The following is an 18,096-nucleotide window of genomic DNA, read 5'->3' as shown; positions in this document are numbered from 1 at the left end:
TCAGGCTCAAGAGGATGTGTATGCGCCGTGTTCTGAGCGGTTCAGGCGTCGTCGCTGAGCCAGAACACCCGCTCAACCGGTTGGCCGAGGGCGCGAGCGATCTTCAACGCCAGAAGGGCTGATGGGGTGAACACGCCATTCTCGACCGTATTGATCGTCTTGCGGGTGACGCCCACCTGAGCCGCCAACTCCGCCTGGGTCAGACCCGCTTCGGACCTCAGCGCTTTCATCGCGTTTTCAAGTCCGCTCTGGCTCATGCGTCCTCTAGCTCCGCGTCGTCATCTCCGCGTCGATCATAAACAACGGTCGCGACAAAGAAGCTGGAGACCGACAGCCCGGTCAGGACTTTGAGTAGGAAGCCGCCGTCCACCCCGAAATTGCTGATCGTCATGGCGAGGACGGTAGAGATGGTGACGACCCAGAAGGCGGCCTCGGCGGCCCGTCGGCGCACATCCCGGGACCATTCGTCATTGATCACATCATGGCCGACGGTTTTGTAGGCGCGCCAGGCGTCCGCGAAATAGAGCAGCAGGGTCAGCAGCCAGAGCCCGAACCCGATCAGGCTCACGACAAGTCCGGGACCTGCGAAAGACGCAGGCAGTTGTTCCGAGCCGGAAACGCCCCCGCCTGCCTGCCAGGCGAAGAAGCCGACGGCCTGGCATAGCAAACAGACCCGCATCCGGGCATTGATGACTTCGAGCTGGTCCATCAGACGTCTCCTGCAAATGTCACCTTGAGGTAACATTTTGCGGGTCGGACGTCTAGTCGGCCTCCGGTTTGAAGATCTGTGCAAAATGCAGGCAGAAGGCCAGTACGGGCGAGGCGATGATCAGGTCGATCAGCGGTGATTGCGGCGCTTGAGCAAGGCCGATCAACCCCGCCGAGACGGCCATGGCCAGTCCGAGGGCAATGATGGCGCTGCGTGAGGCCGGGCCGACGGCTTTTGACTTGAAGATGTCAAACGCCTTGGCCTTGCGGGCGTGCAGCACCGTTCCCGCCAGCAGGATCAGGCTGACTATGGTCACGCCCATGCCGATGCCGGACACAGAAAAGCCAACCCCGATCAGACCAAAGGCGATCAGGGCTTCTCCCGCCTGCCAGCTGGCGAACCCGACGCCAAACAGGCGCGTGAACAACCGGGCCCGGCTGGCGAGCGATTGCGTCAGGGCTGCGTCCGTCACGCCTACATCAACCCGATTTCACGCAAACGCTCGAGCAGATAGTCGTGCGCTGTCATGGGTTCGGGATAGCGGTTGGGGGTCTGGTCGCTGATGCAGCCGGGCAGGGTTTCAATCAGGAAGTCCGGATTGAAGTGCAGGAAGAAGGGCGTGGAGTAGCGCGAGTAGCCCATGCGATCCTTTGACGGGTTCACCACACGGTGCGTCGTGGATGGATACACATGGTTGGTCAGCCGCTGCAGCATGTCGCCGATATTGATGACCAGCGCACCTTCGGGCGGCTGCACCGGCAGCCAGGCGCCGGTCTTGGTCTTCACCTGCAGGCCCGCTTCTTCCGCACCCAGCAGCAGGGTGATCACGTTGATGTCTTCATGGGCGCCCGCGCGCACGCCGGCCGGATCGCCGTCGATGGGCGGGTAGTGCAGAAGGCGCAGGATCGAGTTGCCGTCATTGACGGTGTTGGAGAACCAGCTCTCCTCCAGCCCCAGATCCTTGGCCAACGCTTTCAGGAGCACCGCGCCCATTTCGTCGAGGGCCGCGTAGAGCGCTTGGATGCTCTCATCAAACCGGGCGATCTCTTTCACCGGCACATTCGGCGGCATGACGTCGGAATATTTGTGCCCTTCAGGCAGGTCCCGGCCATGGTGCCAGAATTCCTTGAGGTCCTTCTGGTCCATGCCCTTGGCGTTCTCGGTGCCGAACGGCGTATAGCCGCGCTGGCCGCCGCCATTCTCAACGGCGTAGGCGCGCTTGGTCGCGTCGGGCAGGGCGAAGAACGCCTTGGCGTCTTCAAGGGCGCGCTCGATCACAGCCGGATCCACAGGGTGGTCGCTGATGACGGCGAAGCCGGTTTCACGGAAGCTGGCGCCCAGATCGCGGGCGAAGGCTTCGGGGTCCTGGCCGGCGAGCTTGAATGATACCGGCTCGAGGTTCTGGTCGGTCAAAATGATATCGGTCATGGCGGGCTCTTTAGCGCTCCCTCGCGGGCTCGTGAAGATGGTATGTCTTGAACGAATGGTCGCAGGCGCCGACATAGGACGTTCACAGCCGACTATCAGGGCAGGGAGACCCCCATGAGCAAGCCGATCGAACTGTATTACTGGCCCACTCCGAACGGGTGGAAAGTCAGTATCGCCCTTGAGGAAATGGGCCTGCCCTATGAGCTCAAGCCGGTCAATATCGGGATCGGCGAGCAGTTCGAACCGGATTTCCTGAAAATCAGCCCGAACAATCGCATGCCTGCGATCATTGATCCTGACGGCCCGGACGGCGAGCCGATCTCGGTTTTTGAAAGTGGCGCCATCCTGCAATATCTCGCGCGCAAGACCGGCCAGTTCTATGGCTCCAATTTGCGTGAGCAGACCGCCGTCGAGGAATGGCTGTTCTGGCAGATGGGCGGTCTGGGCCCGATGTGTGGTCAGGCGCACCATTTCCGCACCTATGCCCAGAAGATCGAGCCTGACGAAAGCAAGCTCGAATACGGCAAGACCCGGTACACCAATGAAGTGCACCGCCTGTACGGCGTGATCGAGCGCGATCTGGAGACCCGCGATTATCTGGCCGGCGATTTCTATTCCATCGCCGATATGGCGGCCTGGCCGTGGATCCTGCCCGAAGGCCAGGGCCAGAATCTGGACGAGTTCCCGCGCCTGAAAGCCTGGCATGAACGGGTCGGCGCCCGCGAGGCGGTGAAGGCGGGGCGTGCGGTCGGCAAGGACCTGTTCAAGTCGCTGGCTGAAGACAGCGAAGAGATGAAAAAGGCCCGCGCCGTCCTGTTCGGTCAGCGCGCCAAACCCTGATCAAACGTAAATCGGGCTTCCCCCTGTCGCATCCGCCTTTTAGGTTGGCGGTTGAGGGCAGGGGGAAATCTGATGAGGGCTGGGACAACACCGTCTCGCACCTATAGTGAACGCTATGGCGCTCGCTCGCCCTGGCTTGTCGAGCGCTGGCGGGTTGTCGTCTATCTGATCTGGCGCGCTCTGTTCGCCCTGTTCCGGCCCGTGCTTTTCCTGAGCCTGTGCGCGGGCGCACTCTTCTGTCTCTATCGGGGGCTCGACGCGCTGCCTGCGGGCGCACTGACGCCGCCTCAATCCCTCTCGGACAGGTTTGAGGCCGCCCTGCACGACGCCGTGCACACACAGGGCGGTAAGGCGACTTTGACCCAATGGCGCAGCGAGCTGGACGCCTCGCTCGCTCCGGTGCGGTCCGGGACGCCAGACCTGCCGCGCGCCCGCAGCTTTGCCCTCAGCCTGCCAGACCTGATGGGCCGTGAAGCGCTGGCGCTTCATCTCATGCGCGCCGAGCGTCGACCGGAGCTGATGCAGGCGGACCTGGTGGCCATGCCGGTCTGGCGGCGTCAGCACATCATCACGGGCGTGCTTGAAGCCCGGTTACAGGACACGTCCAACCATCGAGACCCCATCTGGCTTCAGGAAGCCTCGCCTCAGGTTCAGCGGCGCTATGCGCGCGCCGAGGCGTTGTACGGGCCAAGCCTGAACGCGGCTCAGGCCTGGTTTCATAGTCCCGAAGGTCTGGCGCTCAATCTGGGCAATCTGCCGGGCGTGACCCGTTCGGGCGCGTCAGACGGTGCGCTCGTGCTGCCGGATGCGCGAGAGCTGGTTGTCCAGGGCTGCGCCCTGGCGCGCGCCCAGAACCAGCGCGTGTCGGCCTGTGAGCGTGTGCCTCTTGGGCGGCAAGCGCCGGACGCCATCCGGGCTGCGCTGGCCTTGTCTCTATATGACGATGAACTTGAGGCGTCGTCAGTCCGTCTGGCGCTTGCCGCGCGCGCAGCCGGGCGGCTGGAGGGCGCGTGGCTGGAAGAGCTGATGCTGGGCCCATCCGGGGCGGAAGGGGAGATGAAACTTCTGACCGCCCTGATGCCGGTCCTGGCGGAGGCGGACCGGATCCATGCTCGCCCGGAAACCTGTCTGGCGAGCTGTGCGCGGGCGCAGGCCGAGTTTCATCAGTCGGCGGAGCTGGACGCCGCGCGCCGAAACGCCTGGTTCTCGGCCTACGACCAGATCCGGCGTGAAGAGGGCGCGTTGGTTGCTCTGAGGGTTTCAGACGTTCTGCACACCGATGCGGATGTGCTGGCGCTGGCCCGTCTCAGCACGATCAGCGAGGGGCGCTTGCTCGCCGGGCGCATCGTTCTGGGCGATGAACTTGTCGCTCTCGACGCGTCCGAAATTTTTTTCAGCGCCGAATTTGACCGTCCCGAGTTTGTGCTCGCCTGCGTTCTGGCGGGACTGGCCCTGTTGCTTCTCGGAATCGTTTTGATTCAAGGGCGTTTTCGGCGCTCAGGCGGTGCGCCGGGCGCGCTGGAACGGCTCGACGGCGAGGTCAGCCGGTTAATATTGGGTAGGAATCTCTAACGGAATTAAAGGGTTAATCGGCGTTATTCTTGAGACTCTTTAACCCTGTAGTCAGACATCGAGCGCATTGTGATCGTGCACAACGGGCCACCGAAAAGGCATCGGGTGCATGGTGGGATGCGAAGGCGACACGGACGAAAAGTCCGGCCCTTCGCCAACGATGGGAAGACTAAAATGGCTTTCACGGATGTGGAAACGGCGCAAGTTCACGACGCGGTCAAAATGGACCCGACGGGCGAGGATCTTTGCAAGCTGGGCCTTCTGTACTCGACCGGCCAATGCGGCGTGATCGATTACGTTGAAGCCCACAAATGGTTCAACCTGGCCTCTCTGATGGGCTCGGACACCGCGAAATACTACCGCAGCGAAGTCGCCGCCGAGATGGATGGCGATCAGATCGCCGCCGCTCTGACTGCGGCGCGTGAGTGGCTGTCCACGCGGCACTAGGACAGATCGAGCCATGATCGCCGACAGAAGCGGCAGGCTCGATCCGTCTGCATTCCTCTAATTGGAATTGAACACCTGATCGGCGAGCGCGTATGCAAACGCATTGTCGAGCGGCAGGATGTTTCGAATGTAAAGCTCTGTAAAATCGTTGATTTCAGCGATTGCTGTGCGGGGCGCAAAAACGATGTCGTGTCGGGCCAGCGGGATCATATCCGTGGGCGCGCCCCTCTGGGCGTTGCGAATATCGACCGTACGCATCATGACGCCGCCATTCTCTGCGCGGCGCAGGACGACCACCTGTCTGAGACGGGCGCGATTATTGGCGCCGCCCGCCAGAGTGAGCGCTTCAAGCACGCCCATGCGCGGGCTGATCATCTCATACACACCCGGACTGCGGACCTCGCCGCCGACCAGGATCTGCTGGGCGCCGTAGGATGCCGGCCGCACTTCGACAATCGGGTCGCGCAGGACGCGGGCATACCGGTCAGCAATGGCGCGCGCCGCCTGGGGTCCGGTCATCTGGGCCACCATGACCGAGCCGGCCAGCGGCAGGCTGACGCGGCCATCCGGGCCGATGGCCAGCGTGCGGTTCAGCTCTTCAGCGGTATGCACCGTGATTTCGACCTCATCCCCCGGGAACAGGCGATAGGCCGGATCTGAGTCGCTCCAGGTCTGGAACCGGCTGGGCTCAAAGCCCGCCGCCGGGCTTTGCCGGGGCGCGCTGGAACAGGCGCCTAGAGCCAGAACGCCCAGTGCGGACAAGACAGACCGTCGTGTTGGCGAAGCCATGCCTGAAACTCCCCTAATCAGATCTTCACCATGAAAGGCGGCGGCTAAGGAAAAATTAAGCGCAATCGCGCCAGATGCACCTATGACGTCAACACCTTCTGACTCCACCGCCGACGGGCGGGCGCGGCGCGAGCTGGATCTTGTGGATCTGGTCGCGATCGCATGGACGCAGCGTCTGTTCATCATCTTGATTACGCTTCTGATTTTTATCCCGCTGGCGGCGGCGGCCTATCTGAGCCTGACCCCGACCTATACCGCGGGCAGTCGCTTGCTGGTGATCATGGATGATGAAGACCTGACCCCGGGCGCGGCCGGGGCGGGCGGTGAATTCATGTTTGACCAGATCATGCAGTCCGAAGCGGACCTCCTGGCTTCCGAGGAAGTGAAGCGGCGCATGCTGGTGGCGCTGACAGGGGATGCTGATCCTGAACAGCTCAAAACGCTGGGCGAGGGCTTTGCGGTCAGCCGGGCTCCGAACGCCAGCTTTCTGATCGCGACATTCAAGGATGCGGATCCGGTCGTCGCCGCCAATACCGTCAACGCCATCGTCGACGCCTATCTGCGGTATCGGGTCGAACTGCTGACAGGCGGCAATGAAGGCGGGGTGCAGGCGCGTCTGGATGCGGCCGAGCGTGACGCCCGCACGGCGCAAACGGCGCTGCGTGCCTTCCTGGCGGACAATGACATCACCGATTTTGAAACCGAGCTGAACTCGGCCCTTGGGCGGTTGGCGGATATCCAGGGCCGAAAACTGGGTGCAGACGCGGATGCCGCGCAGGCGCGCGCCCTGGCGCAAGCGCTTCAGGATCGCCTGCAGAACATTCCGCAAACAATTGAGCTTTATGTTGAAAACTCCGTCACGGGTCAGCTTCTGGACTTGCAGGTGCGTCAGGCCGAACTGATGGCGCGCTATCAGCCGGACGCGCCGCCTGTCGTGGCGGTTCAGCGCGAGATCGAGGCGCTGGAGCGGTTTGTCGAGGAAGGGCGCGCCAACGGGCAGGGCCAGCGCCGCACCGGCGTGAACCCCATCTGGCAAGAGCTTGAATCTTCCCGCTTGCAACAGGAATCCCAGGCTGCTGGCCAAATGCGGCTCGCCGCCTCATTGAACGCCCAGCTGCGTGACGCCCGCACAGAAGTGGATCGCCTGCGCGATTTGCAGTCCGAGTATGACCGCCTTACCCGGGCGGTGGCGGCGCGCTCCGCGGCGGCTGACCAGTTGTCTGTACAGGCCGCGGATGCGCTGGCGCGTCGTGAAATGCCTCCGGGCGGCGCGGACGCCATCCGCATCGTGTCGCGCGCCACTCCGCCGGTTCAGGCCTCCTCCAAGCGCAAGCTGGCCGTTATGGCGGTCGGCGTTCTGGCGGGCGGAATTGCGCTGCTGCTGGGCTTGATCCGCGGCTATGTGATCACGGTGCGGGACGAGCCCGCGCCCCGCCGCCCTGAACCGCAGACGCGTGCAGAGAGTTCTGAACCTGAGCCGGACCCGACACCCCGTCATGATGCGCCTGTCCGGACCCGGCAGCGGACGCCTTTGCCGGTCCTCGCGCGGGTCAGTGATACGCGTTGATCTGACAGGGCTCCGTTAACCATTCGCGCATACATCTGTGTGTTGGGTAAACAGGCGTGGCTGTGCGTATGAGCATCGAGGTTGAACTGGACGGCTTGGCCCGGCGCTTGACGCCGCAGGGCGCCAATACGCGCGCCGTCATGGTCGTCCCGGTCAGCGCCCATGCCGGCGCCTCAACGATTGCTGCAGGGCTGGCGCGCGCCAGTGTACGCGCCGGGATCAAGCCGATCTGGCTCTATGATCTTGATTTCAAGAACAATCCTCAATCAGACGCTTTTCGGCTGAACGGTCATGCCTATTCGGGCGCCCTGTCCGGACGACGGTTCTGGCGCACGGTCCCGGATAATGCGGGACGCGTGGCTTTGCGCCGGGTCGAGGATCAACCGATCTATATCAGCCGGTTCGAGCGCCAGCCGGGCCAGATCCGCAGCCTGACCTTTCTGGACGCGCCCGATTACTGGATGCAGGCGCGCCGCAGCGCCGGGCTGACGCTGGTGGATGCCTCCTATCAGAGCGCCGCCATTCCGCTGGTGGCGCCGAACATGGATGGCGTCATTCTCGTCGCCAACGCCCGCACAGACAGCCGTGAACGCTGTGAAGCCGAGGCGGATGTGTTGCGCGAGCAGGGAGCGCAGGTCTGGGGCGTGGTGGTCAATCGCGCCGCCCGGACGGCGACACACGCGTGAGCGCCTTCGCCCTTGCGGATCGCTGGCGCGGGCATCTGCCGCGCTTTCGTTTCGCGCAGGCTCTGGAAGCCGGTCTGGCGGTTCTGGTGATCTTCCTGTTTTCGAGCGCGCTCTTGTCCCAGCTGTTTGGCGGGGACGAGGAGGGCAGCCCGATCCTGCGGCTGATCTGGCCGCCGGTCTATCTTCTGACGCTGATCCTGATCGTTATGCGGCCCATGCCGGTGCTGGGCCTGATGGCGCGCGCCTGGCCGCTGATGGTTCTGGCGTGTCTGCCGCTGGTTTCGGCTTACTGGTCACTGGATCCGGGGCTCACCCTGCGTCGGGGGCTGGGCGTTCTGTTCCCGGCTTTGTTCGGCCTGTGGATGGCGAGCCGGTTCAGCTGGCGCGATCTGATCCGCCTGCTGGCGCTGTCTCTGGCGGTGCTGGCGATCGGCTCGCTTCTCATGTCCGTCCTGTTTCCGGCCTATGGGGTGATGCACGAAATTCACCCCGGCGCGTGGTCGGGATTGTGGTTTGAGAAAAACCGCATGGGGGCGGTTATGGCGCTTGCCGCGATGAGCGGCATGGCCGCCGCCTTCACCACGCCGCATCGCCGAGAGGTGCGCTATTGGGGCGCTCTGGTGATCCTGGCGGTCTTTCTGGTGCTGATGTCGACGTCCAAGACGGCGCTTATGGCCTGCATGATCGGCGTGGCTGGCCCCGTCATGATCTATTTCGCCCGTCAGGGTTTCATCATGGCCGCCCTTGCCGTCTTCAGCGCCCTGTTCGGCGTGTTCGCTCTGGGCCTGGTCATCGCGATCGGGCCCGGCGTCATCCTGCAGGCCCTCGGGCGAGATCCGACCCTGACCGGGCGGACGGATATCTGGATCGGTCTGCTGCAGGCGGTGCAGATGCGCCCCTGGACGGGTTTTGGCTGGGGCGTGTTCTGGCTGGTCGAGGATGGCCCGGTGTACTGGGTGCGGCAGGCGACCCAGTGGGAAGTGCCATCGGCGCACAATTCCTGGCTTGAGATCGCGCTGGCGCTTGGCGTGCCGGGCGCGCTCTGGGCGTTCATCGTGTATCTGGGCGGTCTATTGTCAGCGTTGAAGCGCCTGTTTGCCGGCGTTGAGGCTTACTGGGCCTTGCCCGCCATGGCGATCTGGGGCCTGACCAGCATGTCCGAGAGTATCTTCATCACCACGAACGGCTTCACCTGGACGCTGTTCTGCATCACCTTCAGCAAGCTGGCGGCCCGACGCGAGGCCTAGGCCGCGCTGGCGCCGTAAAGGCGGGGTGAAAGCGTCTCGACCCAGACCAGCTTGCCCAGCCCCTGCGCAGCGCGATCCAGACAGGCCGCCGCCGCTTTGGCGGAGACCAGTCGCGCCACAGGCGCCGCCAGACCGAACATTGAGAGCTGAGCCGCGCCCACCATCATCCAGAAGGCCACGCCTGCCCAATTTGCAGGATGGGCCGAGGCGCAGGCCTGGGTTGGACCCTGGCCATAGGCGAAGCTGCGCTCAAAGAGTTTGAACCAGCTTTGACGCGGCGCCTGAACGTGCTCGAACACGCGGGCATTCGCCGCCCAGCCAAAGCGCGCGCCTTTGGCTTTCAAGCGCGCGAACAGCAAGTCATCCTCGCCGCCGATTTCATTGGCGGCCAGATCAAAGACCGGATCAGGAAGATCAAGACCGGAGCGGTCAAACAGCGCATTGCCGCAGCCATGTGGGGTTTCGATCACCTGGTCATTTGACGCGCCCAGACGCGAATACAGGCGCTGCATATAGGCGCTGCGCACGGCGCCAATCACGTCTGAAGAGACTTGCGACACCACCGGGCCGAACACGATTGGCACGTCCAGCGATTCACGCGCAGAGAGCAGGCTCTCGAGCCAGTGCGGATCCGCCGTTTCATCATCATCAAGCTGGGCGATGAAGCGGGCATCGGTCCGGGTGAAGCCGGCATTGCGCGCATTCGAGACGCCCGGACGCGGTTCGTGCACATACACGATCCGTGTCGCTGCATTGATGGAAAGCTGCTCCGCCGTCTCCCGGGCGCCGCCCTGGGGATCATTGTCGACAACAATGATCTCGTCCGGAAGACAGGTTTGCACCAGCACGCTGCGCACGGCATTGGCGAGCGCATCATTGCGGCGATAGGTCGGGATCAGGACGGCGACGCTCATTGACGGGCCAGGATCGCTTTGAGGGCTTCAGACTGGGTGCGCACCTGCGCGCCCGATTGTTCGACGGCGTGCAGGACGACATCAAGGAATTCCGGCGTGCAGCCCCATTCCGACGGGGACTTGCTGATGTCGTGGCCGTAGAAAATCAGCCAGCCCGGATTGCGGCGCACTTCCTTGACCGCTGCAAGCGCGCGTTTGAGCCCGGCTTCGCCGCCATCCAGCGGCATGGCTTTCAGAAGCCCGCGGTCCGCAATGCCGCGATTGATGCCCGGCTGCACGCCGCGTAGCGATGAATAGGTTTCAAGCAGTCGCTTCTTGGCTTGCGGGGTCGCTTCTCCGTACGCAAACGCATAGCTCGCCGGTGCGCGATGAAGGCCGGCTTCCTTGAGGAAGGCGCGATTGCGGGCCGCATCGGAGGCGACGGCCTCGGCCGTCAGGCGCGAGGCGTCCAGATGGCTATAGCCGTGGCAGCCAATCTCATGTCCGTCCGCTTGCAGCGCTTCCAGATCCTCGGGATCGAACAGATCGCCGTGATGATTGCTGACCCCGGCCAGGCCGCCGCTGACAAAGAAGCTGCCGCGCCAGCCGCGCGCTTTCAGACGCGCTGCGCCCAGCTCCATGGCGGTCTTGGGAAAATCATCAAAGCTGAAGGTGATGATCGGGCGATCGAGCTTGATTTTCAGGGGGGTGACGCCGAGCCGCCGCGCGAAATGCTTCTGGACGCGACCCGTCAGTCCGCCGCGCGGACGATAGACAACCTCGTCAGGGTTATACGCCGTCTGGTTCATGCTCGCCCCCTGGGCAGATCGCGGGCGGCAGCGCCCGCACGAAAGAGTTTCAAGGCCAGCACGCGCGCCTTGATCGGCGCCCAGCTGGACAAGGCCAGGCTGCGTCCGATCAATCGGGCTGGCAGGGCCATTCCGCTTGCTTGCAGTTTACGGGCCAATCGCGCGCCGGGACGCGCTTCATACGCGGGGTGCCGGTCCAGCAGCCGCGCGAAATTGGCGCCGGCGCGGTCAAATTTGGCCAAGAGTTCGTCAGGCGCCTGCAGGCCGCCATGGGCGGCGGGAATATCCACATGGCCGAGCGAGCCGATCTGTGCGGCGCTGAGCGCCCAGTCCACATCTTCCCAACCCCAGCCGGTATATCCGTCATCGAAGGGGCATTGCGCAAACAGGCTGGCGCGCACAGCGAGATTGGAGGAGCAGACCGCGAAGGCGCCCTGAGATGAGCGGGTTTCCGCGTCCACGGCATCTGAGGCATGGGCGAGGGCGGCATGGACGTGTTCATGCTCGGACCGGGGCTCACACGGGGCATAGCCGCCAAAAAGGGCGTCCTGTTCGGTCGCCTCTACAGTCTCACGCCACCGGTTCACAAATCCCGGATTGATTTCCATGTCGGCGTCCAGAAAGAGCAGCCAGTCACCGAGAGCGGCGTTGGCGAGGGCATTCCGGGCGCACGACCGTCCCTGATTGACCGGGCTTGTGATCAAGGTCACCGCAGCGTCTGCGAGGGTGACCGCTTGTGTCACCGCGTCAGACAGCACTGTGTCAGGCGCGCCATCGTCAAACAGGATGATCTCGATGCCCGGCTGTGCCTGTGCGACGAGGCTTTCCAGCAACGGGCGCGGATCATCGCCGTAAAACGGGATGAGCACGGATAGCGTGACCGATTGTGCAGTCGACGTCGAAGAGCGCGTCAGTTCAAGCGGATGGGCGGTCATGCGGTCGCCCTCCGCGCAAGCCGCGCCGTGAGTTTATACTTGATCCAGCTGCGGGCGCCCAGACCATTGAGAGCGAGCATGATCAGGGCGTAGACGATCACGCCGGCGCCGATCTGAAGGGCGAGATCGATGAGGACAGGGCCAACCGAGGGCGCAATCAGGACGCCGGCGCTCATGCCCGCGGTCGCCAGCGCGGCCTTGCTCCATTCACGCACCGGGATGGGCATGGGGAAGATCGTGCGGCCATGGAAGACGCAGGCGATCAGCGCGACGCCATAGGCGGCCACGGTGGCCCAGGCTGCGCCATGAAGGCCCAGAAGCGGAATAAGCGCCGCGTTCAAGACCAGGTTCAGCACGGCGGAGCCGGTCATGATGAAGGCCATGGAGCCCGTCCGCCGTCCCAGCGTGTAAGCCGTGTGGAAGTAGTGGGTCATGATGCCGTTCATCAGTCCCGACAGGGCGATCAGCGGCACGATGGAGGCGGCGCTTGCGGCCAGATTCTCGCCGATCATCAGACGCGCTAGGTCGGGCGATACCAGCGCCAGTCCGGCGGCGGCGGGAAAGCCGATGGCGCCCATCAGCGCGCCGGTCTGGCGCGCCACGGTCTGGGCGGAGGCGCGCCCCTCATGCTCGAGCGCGGCGATGAGAAGCGGGCCCGTTGTCATACCCAGCCACAGGAAGATGATGCTGAGTGAGCGATCCGCCAGCGCATAACCTGCCGAATAGGCCCCCGTAGCCGCTTCCCCCAGATAGGCAGCGATGAGAAACCGGTCGCCGCTCGTCAGAAGCTGCTCGAAGATCAGGGAAAAGGCGATGGGACCGCCATAGGCGAAGAAGGCCGTGATCCGGGCGCGATGAGCGCGGTCCTTATGCGCCTTGCGCGCCAGCGCAGGCAGGTCGAACACCAGCGCCAGTCCCGAAGCCAGAGCCAGCCCGGCCAGAGGCCCGGCGGAGCCCAGATCTGTAAAGAGGGTGAGAGCCGCGCCAAAGGCGAAGCCACCCGCCAGCGAGAACGTCTCCAGCAGCGAATAGCGCCAGGCCTCGCCTGCAGCCCTGCGGGTTTCGAGGGCGATCATCACCCCGGCGCGCAGCAGCATATAGGCGAGCGCATAGGTGCAGGCGGTCTTCAGGCTCGGGGCCAGGTCCAGAGCGAAGAGGAGCACCAGCCCCACCAGCAAAACCGGCGCAGCGATCAGTGCAAACAGGGTGAGGGCGGTGAACAGATGCCCGCCCAGACGGCCGCGAGCGGCCGCGCGGGCGTGATAGCGCGCCACGGCGGCGTCAAGCCAGGTGAAGATGAGCGTGCTGATCAGCGCCGAACCGGTGAGCACAAGCATGTACTGACCGTAGGCGTCGGGAGACAGAATGCGGGTGAACACCACCACGCTGCCAAAGCCGACAAGCGCCTGGGCCAGATAGACCGGCAGATAAGCCAGAAGGTGTCGATTCAGCATGGGCGCTCGAAATCCGGGTCAGCAGTCCTCGCGCCCCTGCAAGAGCGCGACCGGTCCCATGCTTGCCACAGAAGACTGAAAAACGGCCTAACAGCCGGAAAACTGTGCCGAAGCGGGCCAGATGCGGGGCGCGCCAAGGCTTTGTTCAGTTCTGTCTGGCAGGACTGTCGCATAACGAGACGGGGACCGGGATGCAGATGTTGTCGGTGGAGCTGAAAACGCCTCAGACGCTGTCAGAAGACGAGCGCACGGCATGGCGCGACCATCTGGCGTCCAACCCGTTTCTGGTCAGCCCCTATCTGACGCTGGGTTATCTCGACGCGGTTTCAAAAGCCCGGCCGGACATCAAGGTCGCCGTGATCCGCAAGGGAGCCCGCATCGCCGGCTTCTTCGCGTTCCAGAAAGGTCCGATGGGCCATGCCCGTGCGCCGGGCGGAGTGGTTAATGACTGTCACGCGGTGATCTGCGCGCCGGGCGAGGACATTGCGCTCAGCCACGTGCTCACCCAGACGGGGGTCGAAGTCTTTGACTTCAAGGACTGTCTAGCCGCCCAGGCTCCGTTCCGTCGTCATGCCGATTTTGTCGAAGGCGGCTGGGTCATAGATATCTGCGAGGGCTTTGACGCGTATGTCGCCCAACGCAAGAAGCCCGGCGGCAACACCTTCCGCAGCGCCATCGGCGCGCCGAAAAAGCTGGCCAAGGAAGGTGAGCTGACCTTCCGCTTTGATGATCGCCGCCCTGAAACGCTTCAGGCGCTTTATGGCTGGAAATCCGCGCAATATCGCGAGTCCGGTTTTCCTGATCTCTTTGCGCTCAAATGGGTGCGTGATCTGATCGAGCAGCTTTGGCGGCAGGATCGCGCCGAGGGCGCAGGCCTGATGTCGACGCTCGAGCTGGATGGGCGCCTCGCAGCGGTTCATTTTGGCCTGATCGGTCCGAGCGTGCTGCACTCCTGGTTCCCGGCCTATGATCCTGAGTTCGCGCAGCTGACGCCGGGCAATGCGCTGTTGATCGAGATGCTGCAGGCGGGCGCTGAAGCAGGCGTTCACGAAGTGCATATGGGGCCGGGCGATCAACGCCAGAAACAGGCCATGGGCTCGTTTCAGGAAGGCCTCGCCACCGGGTGCATCACACGTCCGGGCCTTGTGGGCTGGGCGCGTCAGGCGGCGGGCTATATCGAGAAGACCGCCGAACCTCTGCCGCTGGGCCCGCTGGCGCGCGCGCCGGGCAAGGCGTTTCGCAAGATTGACCGGATTGCAGCACTTTACGGCGTCTGACCCGAACTATCGCAGCCTTGGCTTCGGGTAGTCATTGCCGCGCTTGGCCGGTTCGCGCTAAACGCTAGCGCATCAGACCGCGCGTCTTGCGGTCGGCCTTGCCAGATGAGCGCCCATGATCACGCCAGCCCTGTCCATCGTCATCCCCGCCTTCAACGAAGCGGCCAGCATCGAAGACGTGGTCAAGGAGGCCATTTCGGTGTTCGAGGCGGGGCTTGAGAGTTTCGAGATCATCGTGGTCGATGACGGCAGCGATGATGACACCGCCGGCGCGCTCGGACCGCTTTCACAAGCCGATCCGCGTGTGCGTGTTATCCGTCACCCCAATCGTTCGGGAAAGAGCGCCGGTCTGCGCACGGGCTTTCTGGCTGCGCGCGCGATCTGGGTGGCGACCATGGATGGCGACGGGCAGGACGATCCGCGCTCGGTCGTGGAGATGAGCAAGGCGATTGATCTGTCGACCGTCGGAAGCGTCGGTGTCGTGGCGGGCTGCCGCCAGAACCGCACCGATGGCGCGAACCGCAAATTCGCCTCCCGCTTCGCCAATGGCCTGCGTCGCTCGCTCCTCAATGACGATTGCCCGGACACCGCCTGCGGTTTGAAAATCCTGCCGCGCGACCTGTTCCTGGTGATGCCCTTCTTTGATGCGATCCACCGCTATCTGCCTGCGCTCGCCGGGCATCTGGGCTTTGAGACGGTGAATGTGACGGTGGTGAACCGTCCGCGCGCCGCCGGGGAAAGCAAATACACCAATATCGGCCGCGCCGCCGCGGGTCTGTTTGACCTGATGGGCGTGATCTGGCTGATGCGCCGCACCCATTATCCCGACCCGCACATGCTGCTGGGCGCCCGGGGCGAGGATCACTAACCATGACCGGTTTCACGCAGTCTCTGACCCAGCCCGGCGAGACCGGGGGGCTGTCTGTTCGCGCCTGGATCGTGCTGATGGTCGTGGCGGTGCTGGCCCATTTCCCGGGCCTGTTCTCCATCCCGGCCATGGACCGGGACGAGGCGCGCTATTCCCAGGCCAGCCGCCAGATGATGGAGACGGGCGACTATGTCGATATCCGTTTCCAGGGCGATCCGCGTCACGTCAAACCCAGCGGCATCTATTGGCTGCAAGTGATCACCACCCAGCCGTTCGGCGGTGAGGATGCGCCCATTGGCGCGCACCGCCTGCCGAGCTTTTTCGGCGCCATCATCGCTGTGGCGCTGACCGCCTGGCTGGGCGCGCGTCTGTTCTCGCCCGGAGTGGGCCTGATTGCGGGGCTCGTGATGGCCCTCAGCCTTGCCATGCAGATTGAGGCCAGGACCGCCAAGACCGACGCTGCGCTTCTGGCGGCGGGCATGTTCGCTCAGGTCGCGCTCGCCATGCTGATGCTGAAAGTCCAAGAGGCGAAACCCAAATTCTGGGGCTGGCCCGCGGTTCTGTGGGCGGGCACGGGCGCGGCGGTAGCCATCAAGGGGCCGATCTTCTTCATGGTCACGGCTTTGACCCTGATCGGCTATGTGGCTCTGAAACGCGATCCCAAACTGCTTCTGAAAATCCGGCCTGTGCCGGGGCTGGCGCTGGCGCTGGCGATTTTCCTGCCCTGGCTCATCGCCATCAATATCCAGACCGATTGGGGCTTCTTCAAGGAATCCGTTGGCCATGCCCTGTTCGGCAAGGTAGGCGTGGCCGACGACAGTCATGGCGGCCCGTTCGGTTATCACACGCTGCTGATGCCTGTGACCCTCTGGCCCGCTTCGGCGCTTCTGGGCCTTGCAGCGCTTGCGTCCTGGGCGCGCAAGGGTGAAGCCAGTGTACAGTTCCTGCTTGTCTGGATCCTGCCGTCCTGGCTGGTGTTTGAACTCATCCAGACCAAGCTGCCGCACTATGTCTCGCCCATGTTCCCGGCCATTTCGATCCTGATCGGCCTGGGTCTGGTGAACGCCAAGGCGCTCCTGAGCGGCTTGAAGCAATGGGCGCTGTTTGGCGCGCTCGCCGTACTGGCGATCATTGTTGGCGGCGCCGTCGGGCTGGTGCCCTGGCTCGGCCAGATCGAATTTGGCGAGAGCGTGAGCCTTGCCAGCCAGATCACAGCGTTCCTGGGCGTGCTGGCGGTGATCAGCCTGATCATCCTCGCCTTCAAACCGGATGTGACCTCTTTCCTCGCGGTGACGGCGGCGACCTGCGCGGTCTATGTGGTGGCTTTCGGCGTCGCCATTCCGGGCGTTCACAAGCTGTGGCCGTCCTATAACGCAGCGCGCATCGCAGACACATTCACCGGCTGTGAGGTGCTGGATGTGGCGACGGCGGGGTATCGCGAGCCATCCAACGTCTTCAACTTCTCCACCGACATTCATCTCGGCACGGACGGGGCGGATGCGGCGAGCTATCTGTTGAGCCATGCCGCGTGCGGGCTCGCGATCGTGGACCAGTCCGAGGACGAAGGATTCCGTGCGGCTCTGAATGGCGCTGGCGTGCGTCAGCTGGCTGAACTTGAAGGCTATAACGCCGTCAAAGGTCGCGAACTGACCCTGCGCTTTTACACGCTGGACGGCTCACAGGTTCAGGCGCCCGCCCAATAAGGCTTGCCTCGGCTGGAGCGCTGTCCGACCCTTGGTGAAAACAAAAGGGGAGGACAGCCATGAGCGTTCAGTACGAGACGCGCGGCTCCGTTGCCATCATCACCATTGACCGTCCCGATCGGCGTAACGCCGTGGACGGACCGACCGCTGACAAGCTGGCGGAGGCCTTTCGCCGGTTCGACGCGGATGAGGCGCTCTCCGTCGCCATCCTGACCGGCGCGGGCGGAACCTTCTGTGCAGGCGCGGACCTGAAAGCTGTCAGCACGGGCGAAGGGCGAAACCGGGTCGAGGAGAGCGGGGACGGTCCCATGGGGCCGTCACGCCTTAGAACCACGAAGCCGGTCATTGCGGCCGTCGAAGGCCACGCCGTTGCGGGCGGTCTGGAACTGGCGATCTGGTGCGATCTGCGGGTTATGGCGGAAGACGCAGTGTTCGGGGTCTATTGCCGCCGCTTCGGGGTGCCGCTCATTGATGGCGGCACGATCCGTTTGCCGCGCCTGATTGGCCAGTCGCGCGCCATGGACATGATCCTGACGGGCCGCGCGGTCGGAGCGGAAGAAGCGCTTCATTTCGGCCTTGCCAACCGCACATGCGCCAAAGGCGCCGCTCTGGAAGCGGCGTTGGAGCTTGCAGATCAGATCGCGGCCTTCCCCCAGCTCTGCCTGCGCCATGACCGCCGCTCCGCGCTGGAACAATGGTCGCTGGATGAAAGCGCCGCGCTTCTCAACGAAACGCGCCTGGGGATGAAGACGCTGATGAGCGGTGAGACCGTGGAAGGCGCCACCCGCTTTGCCGAGGGGCAGGGGCGACACGGCCAGTTCTGAGCTTCAAAGCAAAACGCCCCGGCCAATGGCCGGGGCGTTTCTTTGTTA

General features: G+C 63.9%; 19 protein-coding genes. 10 read left to right on the top strand and 9 right to left on the bottom strand.

The genetic code is table 11. The features are described 5' to 3' along the window. Positions 1 to 41 precede the first annotated feature (41 nt). The 4 genes from ACFELO_RS07805 to ACFELO_RS07790 are packed head-to-tail and all read right to left on the bottom strand — an operon-like array spanning position 42 to position 2,137. Entirely contained in the window at positions 42 to 257 is a 216-nt protein-coding gene (locus ACFELO_RS07805) for a helix-turn-helix transcriptional regulator (RefSeq protein ID WP_440957215.1), read from the bottom strand. Then, the gene (locus ACFELO_RS07800; protein WP_440957214.1) at positions 254 to 709 is read right to left on the bottom strand and encodes a hypothetical protein; all 456 of its coding nucleotides are present in this window, start codon (positions 707 to 709) and stop codon (positions 254 to 256) included. The genes ACFELO_RS07805 and ACFELO_RS07800 overlap by 4 nt, the downstream gene beginning before the upstream one ends. A 52-nt stretch (positions 710 to 761) precedes the next feature. Further along, positions 762 to 1,181 carry a hypothetical protein gene (locus ACFELO_RS07795; RefSeq protein WP_440957213.1) on the bottom strand — a complete coding sequence of 140 codons (420 nt, stop codon included), beginning with the start codon at positions 1,179 to 1,181 and terminating at the stop codon, positions 762 to 764. A gap of 2 nt (positions 1,182 to 1,183) precedes the next feature. Next, on the bottom strand, positions 1,184 to 2,137 hold the full coding sequence (locus tag ACFELO_RS07790) for an isopenicillin N synthase family dioxygenase (RefSeq protein WP_440957212.1): 954 nt from the start codon (positions 2,135 to 2,137) through the stop codon (positions 1,184 to 1,186). 114 nt (positions 2,138 to 2,251) lie between these two features. On the opposite strand from ACFELO_RS07790, the gene ACFELO_RS07785 reads away from it, so the two are divergent. The 3 genes from ACFELO_RS07785 to ACFELO_RS07775 all read left to right on the top strand — a co-directional run bounded on the left by ACFELO_RS07785 (position 2,252) and on the right by ACFELO_RS07775 (position 4,996). Continuing rightward, a complete protein-coding gene (locus ACFELO_RS07785; RefSeq protein WP_440957211.1) occupies positions 2,252 to 2,977 on the top strand; it encodes a glutathione S-transferase family protein in 726 nt (241 codons plus the stop codon). A 72-nt stretch (positions 2,978 to 3,049) separates the two neighbouring features. Continuing rightward, positions 3,050 to 4,549 (top strand): hypothetical protein, encoded by a 1,500-nt coding sequence (locus tag ACFELO_RS07780; RefSeq protein WP_440957210.1) that lies wholly within the window; start codon positions 3,050 to 3,052, stop codon positions 4,547 to 4,549. A gap of 174 nt (positions 4,550 to 4,723) precedes the next feature. Further along, positions 4,724 to 4,996: a hypothetical protein gene (locus ACFELO_RS07775; protein WP_440957209.1), complete on the top strand. Its 273-nt coding sequence runs from the start codon at positions 4,724 to 4,726 to the stop codon at positions 4,994 to 4,996. Between the two features lie 57 nt (positions 4,997 to 5,053). On the opposite strand, the gene ACFELO_RS07770 is transcribed toward ACFELO_RS07775, so the two are convergent. After that, positions 5,054 to 5,785, bottom strand: a complete 732-nt coding sequence (locus ACFELO_RS07770; RefSeq protein WP_440957208.1) for a polysaccharide biosynthesis/export family protein — start codon at positions 5,783 to 5,785, stop codon at positions 5,054 to 5,056. Positions 5,786 to 5,867: 82 nt separating this feature from the next. Here ACFELO_RS07770 and ACFELO_RS07765 point away from each other — a divergent pair, with 82 nt between their 5' ends. The 3 genes from ACFELO_RS07765 to ACFELO_RS07755 all read left to right on the top strand — a co-directional run bounded on the left by ACFELO_RS07765 (position 5,868) and on the right by ACFELO_RS07755 (position 9,285). Continuing rightward, positions 5,868 to 7,352, top strand: a complete 1,485-nt coding sequence (locus tag ACFELO_RS07765) for a GumC family protein (protein ID WP_440957207.1) — start codon at positions 5,868 to 5,870, stop codon at positions 7,350 to 7,352. Positions 7,353 to 7,420: 68 nt separating this feature from the next. Continuing rightward, positions 7,421 to 8,038: a hypothetical protein gene (locus ACFELO_RS07760; RefSeq protein WP_440957206.1), complete on the top strand. Its 618-nt coding sequence runs from the start codon at positions 7,421 to 7,423 to the stop codon at positions 8,036 to 8,038. Next, positions 8,035 to 9,285, top strand: a complete 1,251-nt coding sequence (locus tag ACFELO_RS07755; protein WP_440957205.1) for an O-antigen ligase family protein — start codon at positions 8,035 to 8,037, stop codon at positions 9,283 to 9,285. Before ACFELO_RS07760 ends, ACFELO_RS07755 begins: the two co-directional genes overlap by 4 nt. Here the strand turns inward: ACFELO_RS07755 and ACFELO_RS07750 are convergent. From ACFELO_RS07750 to ACFELO_RS07735, 4 genes are read right to left on the bottom strand one after another with little or no spacing between them, the layout of a single operon-like run. Then, a complete protein-coding gene (locus ACFELO_RS07750; RefSeq protein ID WP_440957204.1) occupies positions 9,282 to 10,199 on the bottom strand; it encodes a glycosyltransferase family 2 protein in 918 nt (305 codons plus the stop codon). The two genes, ACFELO_RS07755 and ACFELO_RS07750, sit on opposite strands and share 4 nt — an antisense overlap. Beyond that, positions 10,196 to 10,987, bottom strand: coding sequence for a polysaccharide deacetylase family protein (locus ACFELO_RS07745; protein WP_440957203.1), 792 nt, complete (start codon positions 10,985 to 10,987; stop codon positions 10,196 to 10,198). Before ACFELO_RS07745 ends, ACFELO_RS07750 begins: the two co-directional genes overlap by 4 nt. Next, the gene (locus ACFELO_RS07740) at positions 10,984 to 11,922 is read right to left on the bottom strand and encodes a glycosyltransferase family 2 protein (protein ID WP_440957202.1); all 939 of its coding nucleotides are present in this window, start codon (positions 11,920 to 11,922) and stop codon (positions 10,984 to 10,986) included. Before ACFELO_RS07740 ends, ACFELO_RS07745 begins: the two co-directional genes overlap by 4 nt. Further along, positions 11,919 to 13,376: an oligosaccharide flippase family protein gene (locus ACFELO_RS07735; protein ID WP_440957201.1), complete on the bottom strand. Its 1,458-nt coding sequence runs from the start codon at positions 13,374 to 13,376 to the stop codon at positions 11,919 to 11,921. Before ACFELO_RS07735 ends, ACFELO_RS07740 begins: the two co-directional genes overlap by 4 nt. Positions 13,377 to 13,567: 191 nt before the next feature. On the opposite strand from ACFELO_RS07735, the gene ACFELO_RS07730 reads away from it, so the two are divergent. The 4 genes from ACFELO_RS07730 (at position 13,568) to ACFELO_RS07715 (ending at position 18,048) form a co-directional block, all read left to right on the top strand. Beyond that, complete coding sequence (locus tag ACFELO_RS07730) at positions 13,568 to 14,653, top strand: GNAT family N-acetyltransferase (RefSeq protein ID WP_440957200.1); 1,086 nt, start codon at positions 13,568 to 13,570, stop codon at positions 14,651 to 14,653. A gap of 115 nt (positions 14,654 to 14,768) precedes the next feature. Further along, positions 14,769 to 15,521 carry a glycosyltransferase family 2 protein gene (locus ACFELO_RS07725; RefSeq protein ID WP_440957199.1) on the top strand — a complete coding sequence of 251 codons (753 nt, stop codon included), beginning with the start codon at positions 14,769 to 14,771 and terminating at the stop codon, positions 15,519 to 15,521. Between the two features lie 2 nt (positions 15,522 to 15,523). Then, positions 15,524 to 17,224, top strand: coding sequence for an ArnT family glycosyltransferase (locus ACFELO_RS07720; RefSeq protein ID WP_440957198.1), 1,701 nt, complete (start codon positions 15,524 to 15,526; stop codon positions 17,222 to 17,224). A gap of 59 nt (positions 17,225 to 17,283) precedes the next feature. Continuing rightward, positions 17,284 to 18,048 (top strand): crotonase/enoyl-CoA hydratase family protein, encoded by a 765-nt coding sequence (locus ACFELO_RS07715; protein ID WP_440957197.1) that lies wholly within the window; start codon positions 17,284 to 17,286, stop codon positions 18,046 to 18,048. Positions 18,049 to 18,096 lie beyond the last annotated feature (48 nt).

The sequence above is a fragment of the Oceanicaulis sp. LC35 genome (assembly GCF_052055585.1).
Taxonomy (GTDB): Bacteria; Pseudomonadota; Alphaproteobacteria; order Caulobacterales; family Maricaulaceae; genus Oceanicaulis.
This window is presented reverse-complemented; position numbering and strand designations above follow the sequence as displayed.